Genomic DNA, 21,022 nt, shown 5'->3' with positions numbered 1-21,022 from the left:
TTTAAAAGCAAACATTGAAACCATCGTTGCAAATCAAAGCAAGGAGCATGCCAGCATGAGTGAACGGTGGGAGATGGGGTAAACCGCTGCCACTCTGGCTCGTCCGACGGGCGAAAGCGGAGCGGGATTGAACCAAATTGGTGCAACAGCACCAATTCCGTGCCCCGCTATCGCTGTTCCAGTTCGTCCAGCTCGCTATAAAGAGCGGCGATATGGTGAATGCGCTGGCGGCCGTCGCGCAGCATTTCATGCAGTAAAGCGTTGCTGAGCAGATTGACCAGACTCATGGCGGAGGCGTAGCTGTCAAAGGCGGAAACGCTGTCCAGGGGCGCGTGCAGCGACCAGGTAGCCGATGACGGCAAGGCGTGCGCCTGCGGTTCGCACAACAACAGTACCGGGATCCGCCTGGCGTGCAGCTCCGCCAGTAACGGTTGAATAATCCGCGAGCGGCGGCGGAAGGCCACCACCACCACCACATCCTGTTCATTCACATCCACCAGTTCCTCCGACAGCGTTTGCCCCGGCTGAACCAGCAGCATCACCTGCTGGCGGATCTGCACCAGCTGCTGGCGCAGATGCAGCGCCACCGGATAGCTGTTGCGCAGGCCGATGATGCACAGGCGCCGCGCCCGCATCATGGCGGCGATAACCGCCCCGAAACACGCCGGATCGATCTGATTGATCCACTGGGTCAGATTCGCCATTTCCTGCTTGTAATGGCGCGCCAGCAGGGTATTGCCCTGCACCGCGTCACGGTGATCCGCCAGCGGCATCCCGCTCTGGCGCAACGTGCGCAACTCCTCGCGCATGGCGCGATAGTTGGCGTAGCCGAGGCGCTTGAACAAGCGGCTGACCGTGGCTTTGGATACGCCGCTAAGCCGCGCCAGCTCGGCGCTGTTATAGCCGATCAAATCATCGATATGATCGAAAATAAAATCCGCAACCCGCTGTTCCTGTGGGGAAAGTTCGCTGTAGCGATGCCGTAACCGTTCATCAATCTGCTTCATGACGCTATTCACCTATCGGCTGTAACTTTCGTTTCAGTTTATTTCATCGCAACATACCACAAGCCGGCGATGATTAAACAGCCGGCAAAACTGGAACGGCGTTTGCTTAACACCAGGGTGACTCGACTTCCCCAACCGCCGGACAAAAAAGGAACCACGGCATGATGCAAAGCAATAGCGCGCCACTGGGCATGGCGGTGACGCCACATCATTTGGCCAGCGCCAGCGCGCAGGCCATTCTGCGCGAAGGGGGCAATGCCATTGAAGCGATGGTGGCGGCGGCGGCCACCATCGCGGTGGTTTATCCCCATATGAACGGACTCGGCGGCGACGGATTCTGGTTAATTCTGCCGCCCCAGGGCGAGCCGATCGCCATCGACGCCAGCGGCGCGGCGGGCAGTCTTGCCAGCCGCGACTTTTATCAGGGCGAAACCCGCATCCCGCATCGCGGCCCCAAGGCCGCGCTCACCGTTGCCGGCGCGGTGGGCGGCTGGCAGGAAGCGCTGAAATTCTCTCAGGAGTTGGGAGACACGGCGCTGCCCGTCGCCCGTTTACTCTCCGACGCCATCCGCTATGCGGCCGACGGCATTCCCGTTACGCAGTCGCAGGAGGATGCGCTGACCCAGCACTATCACGAGCTGGCCGACCAGCGGGAGTTCGGCCGGGTTTTCATGCCGCAGGGCGCCATTCCCCGCGCCGGCAGCCGCTTCACCCAGCCCGATCTGGCGGATACCTTGACGCTGCTGACGCTGGAAGGACTGGACGGCTTTTACCGCGGTTCGCTGGCGGCGCGTTTCGCGCAGCAGATGACGCTGGCCGGCATGCCGCTGACCAATGATGATTTGGCGAACTACCGCGCCAGACGCACTACGCCGTTGCGCCTGCAGCACAGCAAAGGCGATATTTATAACCTCGCGCCGCCGACGCAGGGGCTGGTTTCATTAGCCATCCTCGGCCTGACCGACCACCTCGCCATGGCGGATTTAAGCGACAGCCAGACCGTGCACCGCATTGTCGAAGCCACCAAGCTGGCTTTCGGCCTGCGGGACCGCTTTATCACCGACCCCAAAATGATGACCCAGGACGTTCAGACGCTGCTGGCGCCCGACAGGCTCGGCATCATGGCGCACCAGATCGATACCCGCCGCGCCGCGCCGTGGAACGCGGGCAAAGGCCCCGGCGATACGGTCTGGATGGGGGTATGCGACAGCAGCGGCCTGTGCGTCTCTTTTATTCAGAGCATCTACCACGAATTCGGCAGCGGCGTGGTACTGCCGGGAACCGGGGTGCTATGGCAGAATCGCGGCGCCGCTTTCAGTCTTGACCCCGACCATCTGCTGGCGCTGGAGCCCGGCAAACAGCCGTTCCATACCTTAAACCCGGCGGCGGCAAGGCTGTCGGACGGCCGCACCATGGTCTATGGATCGATGGGCGGCGACGGCCAACCCCAGACGCAGGCCGCGCTGTTTATCCGCCACGTGCTTCAGGGATTACCGCTGCAGCAGGCGATCACCGCCCCGCGCTGGCTGCTGGGCCGCACCTGGGGCCAATCCTCCGATACTCTGAAACTTGAAGACCGCTTTAACCCCGCCACCGTCGACGCGCTGCGCGCATTGGGTCACGACGTCGAATTGCTGAGCGGCTTTAGCGAAACCGTCGGCCATGCAGGCGCCATCGTCCGCCATACCAACGGCATGCTGGAAGGAGCGTTCGATCCCCGCAGCAACGGCAGCGCCGCGGGCTTTTAATTTTGTTAAACGTTGTTCTTCTCAGGAGCCGTTCCGATGCGACTTGATGACATTAACCATCCCAGCGTACTGGCCGAGGTAAGCGCCGCCTTTTACCGCTATGAGAACGCCTTGACGAGTAACGATATCGAGGTACTGGATGAGCTGTTCTGGTCCCACGGCCACACCATTCGCTATGGGGCAAGTGAAAACCTTTACGGCATCGATGAAATCCGCGCGTTCCGCCTCGCCCGCCCGTCCGCCGGGCTGGAGCGAACGCTGCAAAATACGGTGATCACCACTTACGGCGACGACATGGCGGTGGCCAGTACGGAATTCCGCCGGGAAGGCAGCGCTAAAATCGGCCGCCAGATGCAAACCTGGGTGAAACTGCCTGAGGGATGGCGCATCGCCGCCGCGCACGTCAGCCTGATGAGCGAGTAGGCGAATGACGGGAAATATTCACTGCCCCTCCACGCCGTAATGGGTAAAAAATCCGCCTGCGCGGCGGGAGAATAATGTTAACCGAATCACACTACCGCGGCGGGCAATATTCCCCAGAATTGCCCCTGCGTCATATATCAAATTACGCGAGAAAATCACCACGTCTATTTTTGCTATAATTAACGCAATAGCGACGGTTTACCTAAATTATATTAGCCGCAAACCGGCCCGTCGCCGCGGCCCGAGCGGAACATTATATCGGCCCGTAGTTTATTGATAAAACAAACAATAATCGGCAATTGACGGCAGGAGTAAAATGCTTATTTCACACGGATGAGCGCCGCGAAAAACAGGTCTCATAACCAATTGTTTTAAATGACATAGGTTAGAAATGCGCCAATATTAAAATCCGTCGTCTTATCCAATTATATGAAAATAATAGTATTAAAATCGCACTATTTATTATGTAAGGGTTACAACAGATTCAGAGCATGGGGGGGTTGTCTCAGAATCAGATTATGGTAGGGTATAGAGCGTTTAATCATTACCAGGACAGCGCTATAGAATTATAAATGACCATAGGAAAACAATAATTTCATGGCAATTAAACTTGAAGTAAAGCATCTTTATAAGATATTTGGCGAGCATCCTAACCGGGCATTTAAACTGATAGATAAGGGTTTAAGCAAGGACCAGATTTTTGAAAAAACGGGTCTGACGCTCGGTGTGAAAGATGCCAATCTGGCCATTGAAGAAGGCGAGATATTTGTCATCATGGGATTATCCGGTTCCGGCAAATCAACCATGGTACGCCTTCTCAATCGTCTGATAGAACCGACCCGCGGTCAGGTTCTGATTGATGGCGAAGATATCGCCCAAATATCCGACACGGCGCTGCGCGATGTGCGGCGTAAGAAAATCAGTATGGTGTTTCAGTCGTTTGCGTTAATGCCGCATCTGAATATCCTCAACAACACCGCATTCGGTATGGAGTTGGCGGGGATAGCGAAAGAAGAACGCGAGCAGAAAGCGCTGAACGCCCTGCAACAGGTCGGCCTGGAAGCGTACGCCACCTCCTACCCGGATGAACTGTCCGGCGGGATGCGGCAGCGCGTCGGGCTGGCGCGGGCGTTGGCCAACGACCCCGACATCCTGCTGATGGACGAAGCCTTCTCCGCGCTCGACCCGCTGATCCGCGCCGAAATGCAGGATGAGCTGATCAAGCTGCAATCGCGCAACCAGCGCACCATCGTCTTTATCTCGCACGATCTGGATGAAGCCATGCGCATCGGCGATCGTATCGCCATTATGCACGGCGGCGAAGTGATTCAGGTCGGCACGCCGGACGAAATTCTCAACAACCCGGCCAATGACTACGTGCGCACCTTCTTCCGCGGCGTGGACATCAGCCACGTCTTCAGCGCCAAGGATATCGCCCGCCGCCGTCCGGTGACGCTTATCCGCAAAACGCCGGGCGTCGGACCGCGCTCGGCGCTGAAAATCCTGCAGGACGAAGATCGCGATTACGGCTACGTGCTGGAACGCGGCCAGAAATACATCGGCGTCGTCTCTATCGATTCACTGAAACAGGCCCTGAAGGAGCAACAGCCGCTGGAACACGCGCTGTTGTCCGATCCGGCTCCCGTGCCCGCAGATATGTCACTCAACGAACTGATCTCCCAGGTGGCGCAAGCACCATGCGCCGTCCCTGTGGTCGGTGAAAACAATGAGTACATCGGCATCATTTCCAAGGGAATGCTGCTACAGGCACTGGATAAGGAGGGAGCGACCAATGAGTAAATCAACGCCCGATTCATGGGAAAACAGTAACGCGCCGCAGCCAGGCGCCGATCAGGCCGCTAACCAGCAGGAAAACGCGGCGCAGAACGATCCCTGGGCGACCACCCAGCAGGATACGCCGCCGGCGGAACAATCCACGCCGCCGGCAGAGAACGCCCCGGCCCCTGACGCCGGCGGGCAGAGCGATCCCTGGTCCACGCCTCAGGATGCTGCTCCCGCCGACGGCGCGGATGCCTGGGGCACCGCGCCCTCCGATGCGGCCTCGTCCGGCAGCGACTGGCTGAGCAGCGCCCCGCCGGCCGAGCCTGAACATTTCAGCCTGCTCGATCCGTTCAAAGATACGCTGATTCCGCTGGACCACTGGGTAACCAACGGCATCGACTGGGTGGTGGTGAATTTCAGACCGCTGTTTCAGGGCATTCGCGTCCCGGTCGATTTCATCCTCAGCGGTTTCCAACAGTTTCTGCTCGGCATGCCGGCGCCGATCGCCATCGTGGTGTTCGCGCTGATCGCCTGGCAGATGTCCAGCCTGGGCATGGGCGTCGCCACGCTGATATCGCTGATCATTATCGGCGCCATCGGCGCATGGTCGCAGGCGATGGTCACTCTGGCGCTGGTGCTGACCGCCCTGTTCTTCTGCGTGCTGATCGGGCTGCCGATGGGGATCTGGCTGGCGCGCAGCGAGCGAGCGGCCAAAGTCATCCGGCCGTTGCTGGATGCGATGCAGACCACCCCGGCCTTTGTCTATCTGGTGCCGATCGTCATGCTGTTCGGGATCGGTAACGTGCCGGGGGTGGTGGTCACCATCATCTTTGCCCTGCCGCCGATTATTCGCCTGACCATTCTGGGCATCCGTCAGGTGCCGGCGGATCTGATTGAGGCCGCCGAATCCTTTGGCGCCAGCCCCCGGCAGATGCTGTTTAAAGTTCAGCTGCCGCTGGCGATGCCGACCATCATGGCGGGCGTGAACCAGACGTTGATGCTGGCGCTGTCGATGGTGGTTATCGCTTCAATGATCGCCGTGGGCGGTTTAGGCCAAATGGTGCTGCGCGGCATCGGGCGCCTGGATATGGGCCTGGCGGCCGTCGGCGGCGTGGGTATCGTTATTCTGGCCATCATCCTTGACCGCCTGACTCAATCGTTGGGTCGCGACAGACGCAGCAAAGGCAATAAGAGCTGGTATAGCACCGGCCCCATCGGTCTGGTTACCCGCCCTTTCATCAAAAAATAACCGCTATGCGTCCGTTGCCCGGCCCAGGGCGGGCAACGGATCCATCGACGATTAGACCGACAGATAAAACCTGCGCGACTAAAACAGAGAACGAGGAAATAACTATGTTCAAGACAAAAATCTGGGCCGCCGCCCTGACAACCGCGCTGCTGAGCACGCCGCTTTTCGCCGCCGATACCGAGCAGCCTGGTAAAGGCGTGACGGTCGTACCGTTGCAGAGCACCATCTCCGAAGAAGCCTTCCAGACGGTGCTGGTCAACAAAGCGCTGGAGAAACTGGGCTACGACGTACAGCCTATTCGTGAAGTGGATTATAACGTGGCTTTTGCCTCTGTCGCGGGGGGTGACGCGACCTTTCTCGCCGTCAACTGGGATCCGCTGCATGCCGACCAATATCAGGCCGCGGGCGGCGACGCCAAATTCTACCGGCAGGGCGTATATATCGCCAATGCGGCTCAGGGTTATCTGATCGATAAAAAGACCGCCGAACAGTACAAGATCACCAACGTCGAGCAGTTGAAAGATCCCAAAATCGCCAAGCTGTTTGACGCCAACGGCGACGGCAAAGCCGACCTGACCGGCTGTAACCCCGGCTGGGGCTGTGAAGCGATGATTAACCACCACCTGCAAGCCTATGGGCTGACCAATACGGTTGATCACAACCAGGGTAATTACGCCGCCATGCTCGCCGATACCATCACGCGCTATAAAGAAGGCAAACCGATTCTGTATTACACCTGGACGCCGTACTGGGTGAGCAACGTGTTGGTGCCGGGAAAAGATGTGGTATGGCTACAGGTTCCCTTCTCTTCCCTGCCGGGCAAACAGGAAGGTACCAGCACCAAGCTGCCCAGCGGGGTCGATTATGGCTTCCCGGTCAATAATATGAGAATTGTCGCCAACAAGGCCTGGGCGGAAAAGAACCCCGCAGCGGCCAAGCTGTTCTCCATCATGAAGCTGCCGCTGGCCGATATCAATGCGCAAAACCTGCGTATGCATAACGGCGAAAATTCCGAACGGGATATCGAGCGCCACGCCGACAGTTGGATCAAGGCTCACCAGCAGGTATTTGACGGCTGGGTGAAAACCGCGACCGAAGCGGCTAAATAAGCGCGGACACCGCACGTCTGCCACTCTCCGAAAGGCGGTTTTCGCCGCCTTTTATCCATCCCCCGATCGAAACCGTCTTTCCTGTTCAACATGGTAATACCTACGCGACTAGAGTAAGAGGAGGGAGTAATTATGTGTAACACAAAAATCTGGACCGCAGCCCTGATGACCGCGCTGCTACACGCGCCGCTTTACGCCGCCGATACAGAGTTACCCGGTAAGGGCGTGACGGTGACGCCGGTCAAAAGCACCATTTCCGAAGAAACGTTTCAAACATTGCTGATTAGTCGGGCGCTGGAAAAACTCGGCTATCAAGTCAATCCGCCGCAGGAAGTGGATTACAATGTCGCTTACACCTCCGTCGCCAACGGCGACGCTACGTTCTTATCCACCAGTTGGGTTCCCCTGCACGACGACATGTATCAAGCCGCCGGCGGCGACGCCAAATTCATTCGCAGCACCTACGTCAATAACGCCGCGCAAGGCTACCTCATCGATAAGAAAACGGCGGAAAAATACCACATCACCAATATCGAACAGTTGAAAGATCCCGACATCGCCAAACTGTTTGACATCAACGGCAACGGCAAAGCCGACATGACCGGCTGTAATCCCGGCTGGGGCTGCGAGGCGGCCATCAACTATCATCTTAAAGCCTATGGGTTAACCGACGCGGTAGAACAAAATCAGGGTAATTACGCCGCCCTGATGGCCGATACGCTGTCGCGTTATAAAGAAGGCAAACCCATTCTGTATTACACCTGGACGCCATACTGGGTAAGCAACGTGCTGGTGCCGGGCAAGGACGTTATCTGGCTGCAAGTGCCGTTTTCCGCTCAACAAGGCGTGGAAGACCGCAACCACACCCGCCTGCCTAACGGTAAGGATTATGGTTTCCCGCCCACCGATATCCGCATCGCCGCCAATAAACAATGGGCGGAGCAGAACCCGGCGGCCGCCAAGCTGTTCGCCACCATAAAACTGCCGCTGAACGATATCAATGCGCAAAACCTGCGCATGTATAACGGCGAAAGTTCGGAACAGGATATCAAACGCCATGTCGATGCCTGGATCAACGCTCACCAGCAGGAATTTGACGGCTGGGTGAAAACCGCGGCCGAAGCGGCTAAATAAGCGTTACGCACCCACCTTCGCGGCCTGACCCCACCCCGCCCTTTCCCTTCGCAGGGGAGGGAGCAAGTAAGCTCCTCCCCCTGGCAAGGGGGAGGCCGGGAGGGGGCATTAACCCCCTATCGCCACGATCCTGCAATCTCTGCTGGCATATGCCATCTTAGCCACGGCAGGGACGCCGCTATGAAAATCCGACAGCGGATGACCCATCCGCCGGTTGAACCTCATCGGCCCCGTAGACAAAGCGTGATATCTTGACGGCGTTTTGGTAGTGTTATCAGTCCGTTGTCAACCCGGCCATCAACGTCTGAGCGCACAGTGAATACACCAGAGCAGCAGAAGCTTTCCGACCTATCCCCACGCGCCGCCGCCTCATTCGGCGAAGGGGTGTTTGACAGCCTGCCCATTGTCGTGGGCTATCTGCCGGTGGCATTCGCTTTTGGCATGAATGCCGTCAAGCTGGGTTTCACGCCGCTGGAGGGGATTTTTCTGTCCTGCATTATTTATGCCGGCGCCAGCCAGTTCGTGATCACCGCGCTGCTCAGCGCCGGCATGTCCATATGGGTCGCCGCCCTGACGGTGATGGCGATGGATGTCCGTCACGTACTCTACGGACCGACATTGCGCCACCGTATTTTGCAGCGGCTTCCCACCGGTAAAACGGCGCTATGGGCTTTCGGTCTGACGGACGAAGTCTTTGCCGCCGCCATCGCCCGGCTGGCGCGCAATAACCGCCGCTGGTCGGAAAACTGGATGCTTGGCGTCGCGCTTTGCGCATGGCTGTCATGGGCCATAGGCACCATTATCGGCGCCCTGTTCGGCAACGGTCCGCTGAACGATTACCCGGCGGTGGAAGCCGCGCTCTCTTTTATGCTGCCGGCCCTTTTTCTCAGTTTCCTGCTGGCGTCATTCAAACGCCGACAAAGTCTGGTGGTTATCGGCGCTTTAGGGGGCGCGCTGCTCGGTCTGCTGCTTTCATCCATACCGGCGGCTATTCTGATCGGCATCGGCGGGGGGTGTCTGGCTGCGCTTTTGCAGCCCGCCCCAGCCACGCGGGAACATTTATGAGTACGCAAATTATCCTTATCGGGCTGCTTGTCGGCCTGGTTAATTACCTATTCCGTTATCTGCCGCTGCGTCTGGGCTCTTCCCGCGCCTCCGGCTCTTTGCAGCGCGACAGGACCGCCCTGCTGCTCGACAGCATCGGCATCGCCTCGATTTGCGCCCTGCTGATCGTCTCCAGCGTACCGGATATCCTCAGAAACGCCGAAAAACTGCTGCCTACGCTGGTCGGATTCGCCACGCTGACGGTTTGCTTTTATAAAACCCGCAGTATCGTATTTTCTACCCTGCTTGGCGCATTTTGTTACGGAATCGCAATCAAATTATTCTGATTCCCCCGCCCACGGTTATTCTCTAACATCATGATATTAGCCTTTATGGCAGCGGGTTTTATTGTGACCTGCCATCCCTGGCGGCCACCCTTGCGGGCCATCGCTGCGCGACGTCAAAAACTTCTCCCGGAAGTTTTTTTCCCCACTCTCGCCGGCTCGGCGCTTACTTTCTGTCACATATTAAGTGAGCTTGTCTAACCTAATACCGTTTACCCAAGTAGTAACTTTCGTTACTATACTGGCCGTGATTAATGAGGTTAATACCAAGATGGACAGTTCGTTTACGCCAATAGAAAAAATGCTAAGCCTGCGTGCTTCACGTAAACCCGACTTCCCGTATCAGGAGGTTTTGCTGTTGCGTTTATGCATGCACATGCAGAGCAAGATACTGGAACACAGAAATAAAATGCTTAAAGAACAAAATATTAACGAAACCTTGTTCATGGCATTAATCACCCTGGAATCACAGGAATCTTACAGTATCCAACCTTCGGAACTCAGCGCCGCGCTGGGGTCGTCACGTACCAACGCCACGCGCATTGCCGACGATCTGGAGAAAAGAGGCTGGATAGAAAGACGTGAAAGCAATAGCGACCGGCGTTGCCTGCATTTGCATATGACCGAAGAGGGCAAGAACTTCCTGGGTCAGTTGCTTCCTCCGCAGCATAAAAGCCTGCATTTCCTCTGGTCCACGCTCAGCGTCGATGAGCAAAAACGGCTTGAAACATTAATGCGCAAGCTGCTGACCCGTCTGGATGAAATGGACGCAAGAGAAGAAATGTAATTCATTGATTTTAAAATAAAAAATAATCACATTACCTTCACTATACCTGAAATATCCCAATGCTCATCGCATCGGGCCGCTAATGTCTGTCACCAGAAACGCCGTTTACTTTGCAGACCAGGCAAAAAAGAGAACAAGAAGAGAGAACACCATGAGTGAAAATGTGGAAAATCAGGCACCGCAGCCAGCCCGCAAAAACAAGAAAAGACAGCGCAAACGGATCCTGACGCTGTTGACCTTTATTTTTATCGTCCTGGGCTGCATCTGGTTTATTTACTGGTTTCTGATCCTCAGACATCACCAGAGCACCGATGATGCCTACATCGCGGGCAATCAGATTCAGATCATGTCGCAGGTGACCGGCAGCGTCACCCGCGTGAATGTCGATAATACCGACTTTGTTAAGCAGGGCGACGTTCTGGTGGAACTGGACCCGACGGATGCCCAGCAGGCTTTTTCCCGAGCCAGAACGGCGCTGGCCAACAGCGTGCGCCAAACGCATCAGTTAATCATTAACAGCAAACAGTATCAGGCGAATATTGAGCTGCGTCAGACCGAGCTGAATAAAGCGCTGAGTGATTTAAAGCGCCGTGAAACCCTGGGCAATGTGAACGCCATCGGTCGTGAAGAAGTCCAGCACGCCCAGGATGCCGTAGCCGGCGCCAGAGCCTCGCTGGAAGTGGCGAAACAGCAATATCAGGCTAATCAGGCCATGATCCTGACTACCCCATTGGCGCAGCAGCCGGCGGTGCAACAGGCGGCGGCGGAAATGCGCGACGCCTGGCTGGCCTTGCAGCGGACAAAAATCGTCAGTCCGGTCAACGGCTACGTTTCGCGCCGCAGCGTTCAGGTCGGCGCCAGAATCGCCACCACCTCCGCGCTGATGGCCGTGGTGCCCGCCGATCATCTGTGGGTTGACGCCAACTTTAAAGAGACGCAATTAGCCAATATGCGCATTGGTCAACCCGCCACCGTTATCGCGGATATCTACGGCGACGATGTGGTTTATCAGGGCAAAGTGGTGGGTCTGGATATGGGAACCGGCAGCGCCTTTTCCCTGCTTCCGGCGCAGAACGCCACCGGCAACTGGATAAAAGTCGTACAGCGGCTGCCGGTTCGCATCGAGCTGGACCCGCGGCAGATCGCCGAGCATCCGCTGCGCATCGGCCTGTCCGCGCTGGTTAACGTCGATACCGCCGATACCGAGGGCAAAGCGCTGGCGGAAACCCCGCGCGGCGCCCCGGCTTATCAAAGCGATGCGCTGGCGCTGGATCTCGCGCCGGTCGATAAAATGATTAGCGACATCATTCAGGCTAATGCCGGTTAATCTGTCAGGAGAGAAGCGTGCAGAGAAAACCGCTTAAAGGCGCCAGCCTGGCCTGGATGACCGTTGCCCTGTCATTGGCCACGTTTATGCAGGTGCTGGACTCCACCATCGCCAACGTCGCCATTCCGACCATCGCCGGTAACCTGGGCGCCTCCAACTCGCAGGGCACCTGGGTCATCACCTCGTTCGGGGTCGCCAACGCCATCTCCATCCCCATCACCGGCTGGCTGGCCAAACGCTTTGGGGAAGTTCGCCTGTTCCTGCTGTCTACCGCGCTGTTCGCTTTCACCTCCTGGCTGTGCGGCGTGTCCACCAGTCTGGAGATGCTGATTTTTGCCCGCGTGCTGCAGGGGATCGTCGCCGGACCGCTGATCCCGCTGTCACAGAGCCTGCTGCTGAACAACTACCCTCCCGCCAAGCGGAGCATCGCGCTGGCGCTTTGGTCGATGACCGTGGTGGTCGCCCCGATTTGCGGGCCGATTCTGGGGGGCTGGATTAGCGATAACTACCACTGGGGCTGGATATTCTTTATCAACGTCCCGCTGGGGGTGGCGGTGGTGGTCATCACCCTGCAGACGCTGCGCGGACGGGAAACCAAGACGGAAATCAAACCCATCGACACCATTGGCCTGGTATTGCTGGTCGTCGGCATCGGCAGCCTCCAGATGATGCTTGACCGGGGCAAGGAGCTGGACTGGTTCAACTCCAGCGAGATCGTCGTTCTTACCGTGGTGGCCGTCATCGCACTGGCGTTTTTAATCGTCTGGGAGTTGACCGACGACCACCCGGTGGTGGATTTGTCGCTGTTTAAATCCCGCAATTTCACCATTGGCTGTTTATGTATCAGCCTGGCCTACATGTTCTATTTCGGCGCCATCGTTCTGCTGCCGCAATTATTGCAGGAGGTATACGGCTACACCGCGACCTGGGCAGGTCTGGCTTCCGCGCCCGTCGGCCTGATGCCGGTGATATTGTCGCCGATTATCGGTCGCTTCGCGCCGCGTCTGGATATGCGCCAGCTGGTCACCTTCAGCTTCATTATGTATGCCGTCTGTTTTTACTGGCGCGCCTACACCTTTGAGCCGGGGATGGACTTCGGCGCCTCCGCGTGGCCGCAGTTCGTGCAGGGGTTTGCCGTGGCCTGTTTCTTTATGCCGCTGACCACCATCACGCTCTCGGGCCTGCCGCCGGAGCGTATGGCGGCGGCGTCCAGCCTGTCCAATTTTACCCGCACATTGGCGGGCTCTATCGGCACGTCCATCACCACAACACTGTGGACGCAGCGGGAATCACTACACCACGCCCACCTGACGGAGTCGGTGACGCCTTATAATCCGCTGGCGCAGGAAACCTATCAGCAGCTACAGGCGATGGGAATGAGCCAGTCGCAGGCGTCGGCGTATATTGCGCAGGAGATTACCGCGCAGGGGCTGATTATTTCCGCCAATGAGATTTTCTGGGCGGCGGCGGGGGTATTCCTGGTGCTGCTGGTGCTGGTGTGGTTTGCCCGCCCGCCGTTCACCTCGGGAGGCGGCGGCGGCGCGCACTAAGCGGAAAAAAGAAAAGGTGGCGCGGCCACCTTTTCTTTTTATGCGGATCAGGTCTTATTCTGCCGCCACCATTCAGACAGCAGAATCCCCGTCGCCACTGAAATGTTCAGGCTTTCAACCCTGCCGGTGCCGTCGATGGAGATCTTGACGTCGCCCTGTTGCCAGGCGCTGTCCGACAGGCCGTCGCCCTCCTGCCCCAGTACAATCACGATTTTGGCCGGGAAGGCGGTTTTCGATAATGGCGTTCCTTTGTGACTGGAGGTGGTCACGATGGTATAGCCGGCGTTACGGAACTCGGCCAGCACGGAAAGGAAATCATCGGCGTTGATGGCTTTAACATGCTCAGCCCCGCCTTCCGCCGTACGCACCGCCGCCCCGGACTCCAGCGCCGCCGCATCCTGCACCAGTACGCCGTTCACGCCGAAATGCGCGCAGCTGCGCATAATGCCGCCGAGATTGTGCGGATTGCCAATCTCTTCCAATGCCAGTACGCAATCGCGCTCTCCGGCCGTTTGCAGGTACTCGCGCACATCCAATCCCTGACGCTTTTTAATCAGGAAACAGACGCCGCCGTGATGCTCCGTGCCCGAGGCTTTGATCAGCTCATCATCTTCAACCACGTGGTAGGCCTTGCGGTTAGCCGCCATCCAGCGCAGCGCTTCACGAAAACGCGGCGTAACCTCCTGCAAAAACCAGGCGCGGACAATCGCCTCCGGGCGGCTTTTAAACAGCGCATGGCAGGCATTTTCCCCGTACACCCGCGTTTCTTCCTGACGCTGACGGCGAATCTGCGCCGGATCTATCTGGCTTTTACCGCTGATACCGCCATGATCGGGCTCATCGCCTTCGCCCGGCGCGCGGGAAACCGTTTTCCATGGCGAATCATAAGCGCCGCTTTCCTCGCCGCGCGGGCGATGCGGCCGCTCGCCGCCGCGATCGTTACGGTTGCCCCAGGGGCTTTTTTCACGCCCCTCGCCTTCACGGGGGGGATTCTCACGGGCATGACGCGGATTCTTGTCGCGCGGGTTCTGCGGCTTATCGCGATTATTCCGCGCGCCGGCGCCTTCACGCTGGCCGCGCCCGCTCTCACTGCGACGATCTTTATCAGCCGGACGCTTGTTTTTATTCTCTTTTTCGCCCTCATCATCGCTGCGGACGTACATCACGCGGACTTTGCCGCTTTTACTATTAAATGAATCGCTCATCGTTCTCTCCACCTACGCGCTGGGCGCGAAGATTACCTTATGTACACTCGCTTAGCTACCGGCTTGTGGAAAAAGCCAAAAACTATCATAGCTATTGAGCAAACCACCTTGTTGCCTACCTACCTGGCCGCGATAATTAATCAACCATCAAGTAACACATTATTTAACTAACGCTCATTCTTTAACACGCTGTTGACATCAGATTGCCTGCCCGCAACCGTTTTCATCAACGGCATACTTTTAGCACTTTTTATCTGAGGCCTCGTTATGAATACGGTATGTGCATCTTGCCACACCACCAACCGCTTGCCCGAAGAACGCGCCAACGACCACGCCAAATGCGGCCGCTGCGGCGACCCCCTGTTTACCGGCGAGGTTATCAATGCCACCGAAGAAACACTGGATAAACTGCTGCAGGACGATCTGCCCGTTGTCGTCGACTTCTGGGCGCCGTGGTGCGGCCCCTGCGTCAACTTTGCGCCGATATTCGCCAGTGTCGCACAGGAGCGCGGTGAAAAAATACGCTTTGTTAAGGTTAATACAGAATCAGAGCCCGCGCTGAGCGCCCGTTTCCGTATTCGTACCATCCCCACGCTGATGCTGTTTAAACAAGGAAAGCTGCTCGATATGCTCAACGGCGCGCTGCCTAAAGCGCCTTTCGAAAGCTGGCTGGATGAGTCGCTGTAGCCCCGAAGCCCGGGGTGTTCCGCCCCGGGTCTTTTGGTCAGGCCGGATATCGATTAGAATGGCGCCTTTCCGAGCCCGTGCTTATCAATATTCCCGGCAACCGCAGTTGGCACAGGTCCCTGGCTGAATTTTATGATCCCAAGACCCCATGATTAACAACGCCGTTCTTCGCCTGCGTCAGCAGCGTCTTGAGCAATCCACCAAACCGTTCCGCGCCCGCGGCTGCCGTGTGGTGCGCTGTCAGCGCTGTCTGTTGCCGCGCAAACGCTGTCTGTGCGATACCATTCAGCCACAGGATGCCCGCAGCCGTTTCTGTCTGGTCATGTTTGATACCGAGCCGATGAAGCCGAGCAATACCGGGCGGTTGATCGCCGACATACTGCCGGATACGCAGGCCTTTCTCTGGTCCCGCACCGCCCCCGACCCGCGGTTGCTGGCCGCGGTGAAAAACCCGGCGTATCAGCCCTATCTGGTCTTTCTGGCGGATGGCGAAGAACAGGGGCGCGAAGTATTGCAACGGCTTCTTCCGCTGGAGAAGCCGCCGCTGTTTGTCCTGCTTGACGGCACCTGGCCGGAAGCGCGGAAAATGTTCCGCAAGAGCCCTTATCTCGACGGATTGCCCATTCTGTCGCTGACCGTCGAGGCACTTTCCCGCTATCAGCTGCGGGAAGCCAGCAACGCCGGGCAGCATTGCACCGCTGAAATCGCCATCGCCCTGCTCGGGCAGGCCGGAGACCACCTCGCGGCGGAGGCGCTATCGGCCCACTTCGATCGCTTCCGCAGGCGCTATCTGGCCGGCAAGTCACACCATAGCGTACGGGAAATTCTACCCGCCATCACAGCACGATCGGCGAAAAGCGTTTAGTATCAAATAGTCTTCTGCTAAAAGGGTGACTTATGAGCCAGCGCGGATTGGAAGCACTATTACGTCCCAAGTCGATAGCCGTTCTGGGCGCCTCGGAAAAAGCGGGTCGGGCGGGCTTTCTGATGATGCGTAACCTGCTGGACGGCAATTTCAGCGGACCGGTGCTCCCCGTCACCCCGCAGTACCGGGCCGTCTGCGGCGTTCTGGCCTATCCGAACGTCGCCAGCCTGCCGATGACGCCCGATCTTGCCGTTATCTGCACCAACGCCGAGCGCAATCTGCCGCTGCTGGAAGCGCTCGGACAGCGCGGCTGTAAAACCGTTATCGTCCTGTCCGCGCCCCCCGCCCAATTCAGCGAGTTAAAAGCCTGCGCCATGCGCTATAACATGCGTTTATTAGGTCCGAACAGTCTGGGTTTACTCGCGCCCTGGCAGGGACTTAACGCCAGTTTTTCTCCCGTGCCCATTATGAAAGGCAAGCTGGCGTTTATTTCTCAATCCGCAGCGGTATCCAACACCATCCTGGACTGGGCTCAGCAGCGGGGTATCGGCTTCTCCTACTTTATCGCCCTGGGCGACAGCCTGGACATCGATATTGACGATCTGCTGGATTTTCTGGCCCGTGACGGCAAGACCAGCGCCATTCTGTTGCATCTCGAACATATCAGCGACGCCCGCCGTTTTCTTTCCGCCGCCCGCAGCGCCTCAAGAAACAAACCCATTCTGGTGATAAAAAGCGGCCGCAGCCAGCAGGCGCAGCGATTGCTCAGCGGCCAGCATCAAGGATTGGACGCCGCCTACGACGCCGCCATCCAGCGTGCGGGGCTCTTGCGGGTGCATGACACCCACGAACTGTTTTCGGCGGTGGAAACCCTCAGCCATCTGCGTCCGCTGCGCGGCGAGCGTTTGCTGCTGGTCAGCAACGGCGCGTCCCCGGCGGCGCTGGCCCTCGATCAGTTGCTGAGCAGACAGGGCAAACTGGCGGAGCTCAGCGAAACCACCCGGCAAGCGCTGCGGGATAAATTGCCGCCGCACGTCGCCATCGGCAACCCGCTCAATCTGCGTGAGGACGCCACAGCCGCATGCTATCAGGCCGCGGTTTCCGTTCTGCTGGATAGCCATGACGTCGATGCGCTGCTTATCATTTACGCGCCCAGCGCCGCCGCGCCTGGAACCGAAAGCGCCGCGCAGCTGATTACGCTTTTTCAGCAACACCCGCGCGGCAAACGCATTACGCTTTTGACAAACTGGTGCGGTGAATTCTCGTCACAGGAAGCGCGGCGTTTATTCAATGAAGCGGGCATTCCCACCTACCGCACGCCGGAAGGGGCGGTAACGGCATTTATGCACATCGTCGAATACCGGCGCAACCAGAAACAGCTGATGGAAACCCCGGCGCTGCCGCAGGATTTGACCGCCAACGCCAGCGAGGCGCATAAGCTTATTCATCAGGCGCTGGCGGACGGCGTTACCCAACTGGATACCCATGAAGTCCAGCCAATTCTGCAGGCTTATGGCTTGAACACCCTGCCGACCTGGATTGCCAACGACAGCACCGAGGCGGTCTACATCGCCGAGCAAATTGGCTATCCGGTCGCCATTAAGCTGCGATCGCCGGATATTCCTCATAAATCCGAAGTTCAGGGCGTCATGCTTTACCTGCGCACCGCCAGAGAAGTGCAGCAGGCCACGGATGCGGTTCTCGATCGGGTAAAACAGACCTATCCCCAGGCGCGTATTCACGGCGTGCTGGTTCAGGGCATGGCAAACCGCGCCGGCGCCCAGGAGCTGCGCATTGCCGTCGAGCAAGATCCGGTGTTTGGGCCGTTGATCATGCTGGGGGAAGGCGGCGTTGAATGGCGGGAGAAACAGGCCGCCGTGGCGCTGCCGCCGTTGAATATGACGCTGGCCCGCTATCTGGTGTTACAGGCGGTTAAAGGAGGGAAAATCCGCGGCCGCAGCGCGCTGCGCCCTTTGGATATTCCGGCGCTCAGCCGGTTGCTGGTACAGGTTTCCAACCTGATCCTCGATTGCCCGGAAATAACCCGGCTGGATATCCATCCCCTGCTGGCTTCCGCGGATGAGTTCACCTTGCTGGATGTCACGCTGCAACTGGCGCCGTTTAGCGGCGATCCGCAATCAAGGCTGGCGATCCGGCCTTATCCGCAGGAGTTGGAAGAAACCGTTGTGCTCAAAAATAACTCGACCTGTCTGTTCCGTCCGATTCTGCCGGAAGATGAGCCCTTACTGAGCAAGTTCATCGCCAAGGTCACCAAGGAAGATCTCTATTATCGTTATTTCAGCGAAATTAATGAATTCAATCACGAAGACTTAGCCAATATGACCCAGATTGACTACGATCGGGAGATGGCTTTCGTCGCCATACGCCAGTCGGAAGAGGGCGAGGAGATTATTGGCGTCACACGCGCTATTTCCGATCCGGATAATACCAGCGCCGAATTCGCCGTTTTGGTGCGTTCCGATTTAAAAGGATTAGGCCTGGGCAGACGCCTGTTGGAAAAGCTGATCGGCTATGCGAGATCGCATGGGCTGGGACGGCTGAACGGCATCACCATGCCGCATAATCAGGGGATGATTACCCTGGCCAGAAAGCTGGGATTTAAGGTCGACGTCCAGTTGGAAGAGGGCATTGTGACACTGGAATTCCCGTTGAAAGATTAATCACCATACGTGATATAGCTCCCGCATCAAGAGACGATCTGGCTATCAATGGCAAAACTTGCTCACAGCGGCAGGAAAGTAATGGTATTATCGCCCGATTCGGCTATTCCTTAACTTTTGATGGTGACCTACGGGTCATACACTGATGAGAGAAGAAACGCACTGTGATGTTGTCAAAATTTAAACGCAATAAATACCAACAACACCTTGCACAACTGCCCAAAATCCCTCAGACAGGTGATGACGTTCAGACACTTCATACCCCTGAACTCTTCCGTACCACGCTGGTAGATGCCATTCTGAATGCCAGAAAACGTATTTATCTGGTGGCGTTATATCTGGAGCACGATGACGCCGGCAGGGGGATTTTGTCTGCGTTATATGAAGCTAAACGGCAGCGTCCCGAACTTGATATCCGCATATTGGTGGATTGGCATCGCGCGCAGCGTGGACGAATAGGCGCGGCGGCGGAAAATACCAATGCCGACTGGTATTGCGATATGGCGCAACAACACGCCGATACGCAATTTCCTATCTACGGCGTTCCGGTCAACACGCGTGAGGCCTTGGGCGTTCTGCATCTGAAAGGCTTTATCACCGACGATACCGTGATATACAGCGGGGCAAGCCTGAACGATGTCTATCTGCATCAACACGATAAATACCGCTACGACCGCTATCAGATCATTCATAACCCGATATTGGCCGATACCATGGTCCAATATATTCAAAATCTATTGACCGCTCCGGCGATACATCGGTTGGACCGCTGCGATCGGCCGAAAAGCCTGGAAATCAAAAATGAAACCCGGCAATTTCGGCAGGCATTACGTACGGCGACCTATCGTATACCCGACTGCGGCGACGTTAACCACCAACTGACCGTTACCCCGCTGGTGGGATTAGGCAAACACAGCCCGCTGAATAAAACCATCCACCACTTGATGTATTGCACGGATAATCACCTGGTGATGTGTACGCCCTATTTCAACCTGCCCGCCCTGTTGGTCAGGAACATCATTCGGTTATTACGGCAAGGGAAGAAAATAGAAATCATTATCGGCGATAAAACCGCGAATGATTTTTATATACCTGAAGACCAGCCGTTTAAAATCATCGGCGCCTTACCTTATCTTTATGAAATCAACCTGCGCCGGTTTCTGAGCCGGTTGCAGCGCTATATTGATAACCAGCAGCTTGTCGTGCGCTTATGGAAAGACGGCGACAACAGTTTCCATTTGAAAGGTATGTGGATTGATGATAAATGGCAGCTACTGACCGGAAACAACCTTAATCCCCGCGCCTGGCGCCTGGATCTGGAAAACGCCATTCTCATTCATGACCCTGAACAGGTCTTGCTGGCGCAGCGCCTGCGGGAACTGGAGTGCATCAGGGTTCATACTCACGTGATAGCCAACTATATGGAGCTGGAGAGCATCGCTCAATATCCGGTAAAAGTAAGAAAGCTTATCCGCCGTTTACGCCGTATCCGCATAGATCGGCTTATCAGCCGTATTCTCTAATACTGCCAGCTACTACTGCACACAGACAGCCTATCTAAAACACAAGGCCCAGTCTTGCGACTGGGTTTTTCGTTCTGTTTGAGCCTGACAGTTTACGGCCCACGTCCCTGTGGGCCGCCCTTCGGGCCGGTGCTGCGCACCGTTCAAATCCTCTCCCGGCGGATTTGTCCTACTAAAGATCACCTCACCGACAAACAACAGATAAAGCAAAAAGCCCCATGCTTTCGCATGAGGCTTCTTACTTTATTTGATGCCTGGCAGTTCCCTACTCTCACATGGGGAGACCCCACACTACCATCGGCGCTACGGCGTTTCACTGCTGAGTTCGGCATGGGGTCAGGTGGGACCACCGCGCTATCGCCGCCAGGCAAATTCTTTTTAAACCGAAACGTTAACCCATAAATCTGGTGCTGATACCCAGAGTCGAACTGGGGACCTCACCCTTACCAAGGGTGCGCTCTACCAACTGAGCCATATCAGCGCACCGAGTTATTTGATGCATACTACATAATTTGATGCCTGGCAGTTCCCTACTCTCACATGGGGAGACCCCACAC

Annotated in this window: 17 protein-coding genes, 1 tRNA gene and 1 rRNA gene; 15 read left to right on the top strand and 4 right to left on the bottom strand. The window is 57.0% G+C overall.

Annotation, left to right across the window (positions count from 1 at the left end):
* Positions 1–167 precede the first annotated feature (167 nt).
* The gene (locus DDT56_RS16805; protein ID WP_136167587.1) at positions 168–1,007 is read right to left on the bottom strand and encodes a MurR/RpiR family transcriptional regulator; all 840 of its coding nucleotides are present in this window, start codon (positions 1,005–1,007) and stop codon (positions 168–170) included.
* 161 nt (positions 1,008–1,168) lie between these two features.
* On the opposite strand from DDT56_RS16805, the gene DDT56_RS16800 reads away from it, so the two are divergent.
* The 11 genes from DDT56_RS16800 (at position 1,169) to emrB (ending at position 13,504) form a co-directional block, all read left to right on the top strand.
* The gene (locus tag DDT56_RS16800) at positions 1,169–2,755 is read left to right on the top strand and encodes a gamma-glutamyltransferase family protein (RefSeq protein WP_136167586.1); all 1,587 of its coding nucleotides are present in this window, start codon (positions 1,169–1,171) and stop codon (positions 2,753–2,755) included.
* A 36-nt stretch (positions 2,756–2,791) separates the two neighbouring features.
* Positions 2,792–3,178, top strand: a complete 387-nt coding sequence (hpxZ, locus tag DDT56_RS16795; protein ID WP_136167585.1) for an oxalurate catabolism protein HpxZ — start codon at positions 2,792–2,794, stop codon at positions 3,176–3,178.
* Positions 3,179–3,775: 597 nt separating this feature from the next.
* Positions 3,776–4,978: a glycine betaine/L-proline ABC transporter ATP-binding protein ProV gene (gene proV / locus DDT56_RS16790; RefSeq protein WP_136167584.1), complete on the top strand. Its 1,203-nt coding sequence runs from the start codon at positions 3,776–3,778 to the stop codon at positions 4,976–4,978.
* The gene (gene proW, locus DDT56_RS16785) at positions 4,971–6,209 is read left to right on the top strand and encodes a glycine betaine/L-proline ABC transporter permease ProW (RefSeq protein WP_136167583.1); all 1,239 of its coding nucleotides are present in this window, start codon (positions 4,971–4,973) and stop codon (positions 6,207–6,209) included. Before proV ends, proW begins: the two co-directional genes overlap by 8 nt.
* 104 nt (positions 6,210–6,313) lie before the next feature.
* Positions 6,314–7,318: a glycine betaine/L-proline ABC transporter substrate-binding protein ProX gene (proX, locus tag DDT56_RS16780; protein ID WP_136167582.1), complete on the top strand. Its 1,005-nt coding sequence runs from the start codon at positions 6,314–6,316 to the stop codon at positions 7,316–7,318.
* A 132-nt stretch (positions 7,319–7,450) separates the two neighbouring features.
* Positions 7,451–8,452: a glycine betaine/L-proline ABC transporter substrate-binding protein ProX gene (proX, locus tag DDT56_RS16775; protein WP_136167581.1), complete on the top strand. Its 1,002-nt coding sequence runs from the start codon at positions 7,451–7,453 to the stop codon at positions 8,450–8,452.
* A 315-nt stretch (positions 8,453–8,767) separates the two neighbouring features.
* On the top strand, positions 8,768–9,517 hold the full coding sequence (locus DDT56_RS16770) for an AzlC family ABC transporter permease (protein WP_136167580.1): 750 nt from the start codon (positions 8,768–8,770) through the stop codon (positions 9,515–9,517).
* On the top strand, positions 9,514–9,843 hold the full coding sequence (gene ygaH / locus DDT56_RS16765; RefSeq protein ID WP_136167579.1) for an L-valine transporter subunit YgaH: 330 nt from the start codon (positions 9,514–9,516) through the stop codon (positions 9,841–9,843). Before DDT56_RS16770 ends, ygaH begins: the two co-directional genes overlap by 4 nt.
* Before the next feature lie 268 nt (positions 9,844–10,111).
* Complete coding sequence (gene mprA, locus DDT56_RS16760) at positions 10,112–10,627, top strand: transcriptional repressor MprA (RefSeq protein WP_136167578.1); 516 nt, start codon at positions 10,112–10,114, stop codon at positions 10,625–10,627.
* Positions 10,628–10,778: 151 nt separating this feature from the next.
* On the top strand, positions 10,779–11,954 hold the full coding sequence (gene emrA, locus DDT56_RS16755; RefSeq protein ID WP_136167577.1) for a multidrug efflux MFS transporter periplasmic adaptor subunit EmrA: 1,176 nt from the start codon (positions 10,779–10,781) through the stop codon (positions 11,952–11,954).
* A gap of 17 nt (positions 11,955–11,971) precedes the next feature.
* On the top strand, positions 11,972–13,504 hold the full coding sequence (gene emrB / locus DDT56_RS16750; protein ID WP_136167576.1) for a multidrug efflux MFS transporter permease subunit EmrB: 1,533 nt from the start codon (positions 11,972–11,974) through the stop codon (positions 13,502–13,504).
* A 47-nt stretch (positions 13,505–13,551) separates the two neighbouring features.
* Here emrB and DDT56_RS16745 read toward each other — a convergent pair whose 3' ends face one another.
* Complete coding sequence (locus DDT56_RS16745) at positions 13,552–14,709, bottom strand: tRNA/rRNA methyltransferase (protein ID WP_136167575.1); 1,158 nt, start codon at positions 14,707–14,709, stop codon at positions 13,552–13,554.
* 267 nt (positions 14,710–14,976) lie between these two features.
* Between DDT56_RS16745 and trxC the strand changes: the two genes are divergently transcribed.
* From trxC to pssA, 4 genes are all read left to right on the top strand, one after another.
* Entirely contained in the window at positions 14,977–15,396 is a 420-nt protein-coding gene (gene trxC / locus DDT56_RS16740; RefSeq protein WP_136167574.1) for a thioredoxin TrxC, read from the top strand.
* 148 nt (positions 15,397–15,544) lie between these two features.
* Positions 15,545–16,261, top strand: a complete 717-nt coding sequence (locus tag DDT56_RS16735; protein ID WP_136167573.1) for a tRNA-uridine aminocarboxypropyltransferase — start codon at positions 15,545–15,547, stop codon at positions 16,259–16,261.
* A gap of 32 nt (positions 16,262–16,293) precedes the next feature.
* A complete protein-coding gene (locus DDT56_RS16730; protein WP_136167572.1) occupies positions 16,294–18,942 on the top strand; it encodes a bifunctional acetate--CoA ligase family protein/GNAT family N-acetyltransferase in 2,649 nt (882 codons plus the stop codon).
* Between the two features lie 167 nt (positions 18,943–19,109).
* On the top strand, positions 19,110–20,465 hold the full coding sequence (gene pssA, locus DDT56_RS16725; RefSeq protein ID WP_136167672.1) for a CDP-diacylglycerol--serine O-phosphatidyltransferase: 1,356 nt from the start codon (positions 19,110–19,112) through the stop codon (positions 20,463–20,465).
* A gap of 252 nt (positions 20,466–20,717) precedes the next feature.
* On the opposite strand, the gene rrf is transcribed toward pssA, so the two are convergent.
* Together rrf and DDT56_RS16715 are read right to left on the bottom strand one after the other, a co-directional pair.
* Positions 20,718–20,833, bottom strand: a 5S ribosomal RNA gene (rrf, locus tag DDT56_RS16720).
* Positions 20,834–20,870: 37 nt separating this feature from the next.
* A tRNA-Thr gene (locus DDT56_RS16715) sits at positions 20,871–20,946 on the bottom strand.
* Between the last annotated feature and the right edge of the window lie 76 nt (positions 20,947–21,022).

It is taken from the genome of Brenneria corticis, from assembly GCF_003115855.1.
Taxonomy (GTDB): domain Bacteria; phylum Pseudomonadota; class Gammaproteobacteria; order Enterobacterales; family Enterobacteriaceae; genus Brenneria; species Brenneria corticis.
This window is presented reverse-complemented; position numbering and strand designations above follow the sequence as displayed.

Excerpts from the sequence above, each read along its gene's own strand:
- DDT56_RS16805 (WP_136167587.1), bottom strand. The coding sequence starts at position 1,007 with ATGAAGCAGATTGATGAACGGTTACGGCATCGCTACAGCGAACTTTCC.
- DDT56_RS16800 (WP_136167586.1), top strand. The coding sequence starts at position 1,169 with ATGATGCAAAGCAATAGCGCGCCACTGGGCATGGCGGTGACGCCACAT.
- hpxZ (WP_136167585.1), top strand. The coding sequence starts at position 2,792 with ATGCGACTTGATGACATTAACCATCCCAGCGTACTGGCCGAGGTAAGC.
- proV (WP_136167584.1), top strand. The coding sequence starts at position 3,776 with ATGGCAATTAAACTTGAAGTAAAGCATCTTTATAAGATATTTGGCGAG.
- proW (WP_136167583.1), top strand. The coding sequence starts at position 4,971 with ATGAGTAAATCAACGCCCGATTCATGGGAAAACAGTAACGCGCCGCAG.
- proX (WP_136167582.1), top strand. The coding sequence starts at position 6,314 with ATGTTCAAGACAAAAATCTGGGCCGCCGCCCTGACAACCGCGCTGCTG.
- proX (WP_136167581.1), top strand. The coding sequence starts at position 7,451 with ATGTGTAACACAAAAATCTGGACCGCAGCCCTGATGACCGCGCTGCTA.
- ygaH (WP_136167579.1), top strand. The coding sequence starts at position 9,514 with ATGAGTACGCAAATTATCCTTATCGGGCTGCTTGTCGGCCTGGTTAAT.
- mprA (WP_136167578.1), top strand. The coding sequence starts at position 10,112 with ATGGACAGTTCGTTTACGCCAATAGAAAAAATGCTAAGCCTGCGTGCT.
- emrA (WP_136167577.1), top strand. The coding sequence starts at position 10,779 with ATGAGTGAAAATGTGGAAAATCAGGCACCGCAGCCAGCCCGCAAAAAC.
- DDT56_RS16745 (WP_136167575.1), bottom strand. The coding sequence starts at position 14,709 with ATGAGCGATTCATTTAATAGTAAAAGCGGCAAAGTCCGCGTGATGTAC.
- trxC (WP_136167574.1), top strand. The coding sequence starts at position 14,977 with ATGAATACGGTATGTGCATCTTGCCACACCACCAACCGCTTGCCCGAA.
- DDT56_RS16735 (WP_136167573.1), top strand. The coding sequence starts at position 15,545 with ATGATTAACAACGCCGTTCTTCGCCTGCGTCAGCAGCGTCTTGAGCAA.
- DDT56_RS16730 (WP_136167572.1), top strand. The coding sequence starts at position 16,294 with ATGAGCCAGCGCGGATTGGAAGCACTATTACGTCCCAAGTCGATAGCC.
- pssA (WP_136167672.1), top strand. The coding sequence starts at position 19,110 with ATGTTGTCAAAATTTAAACGCAATAAATACCAACAACACCTTGCACAA.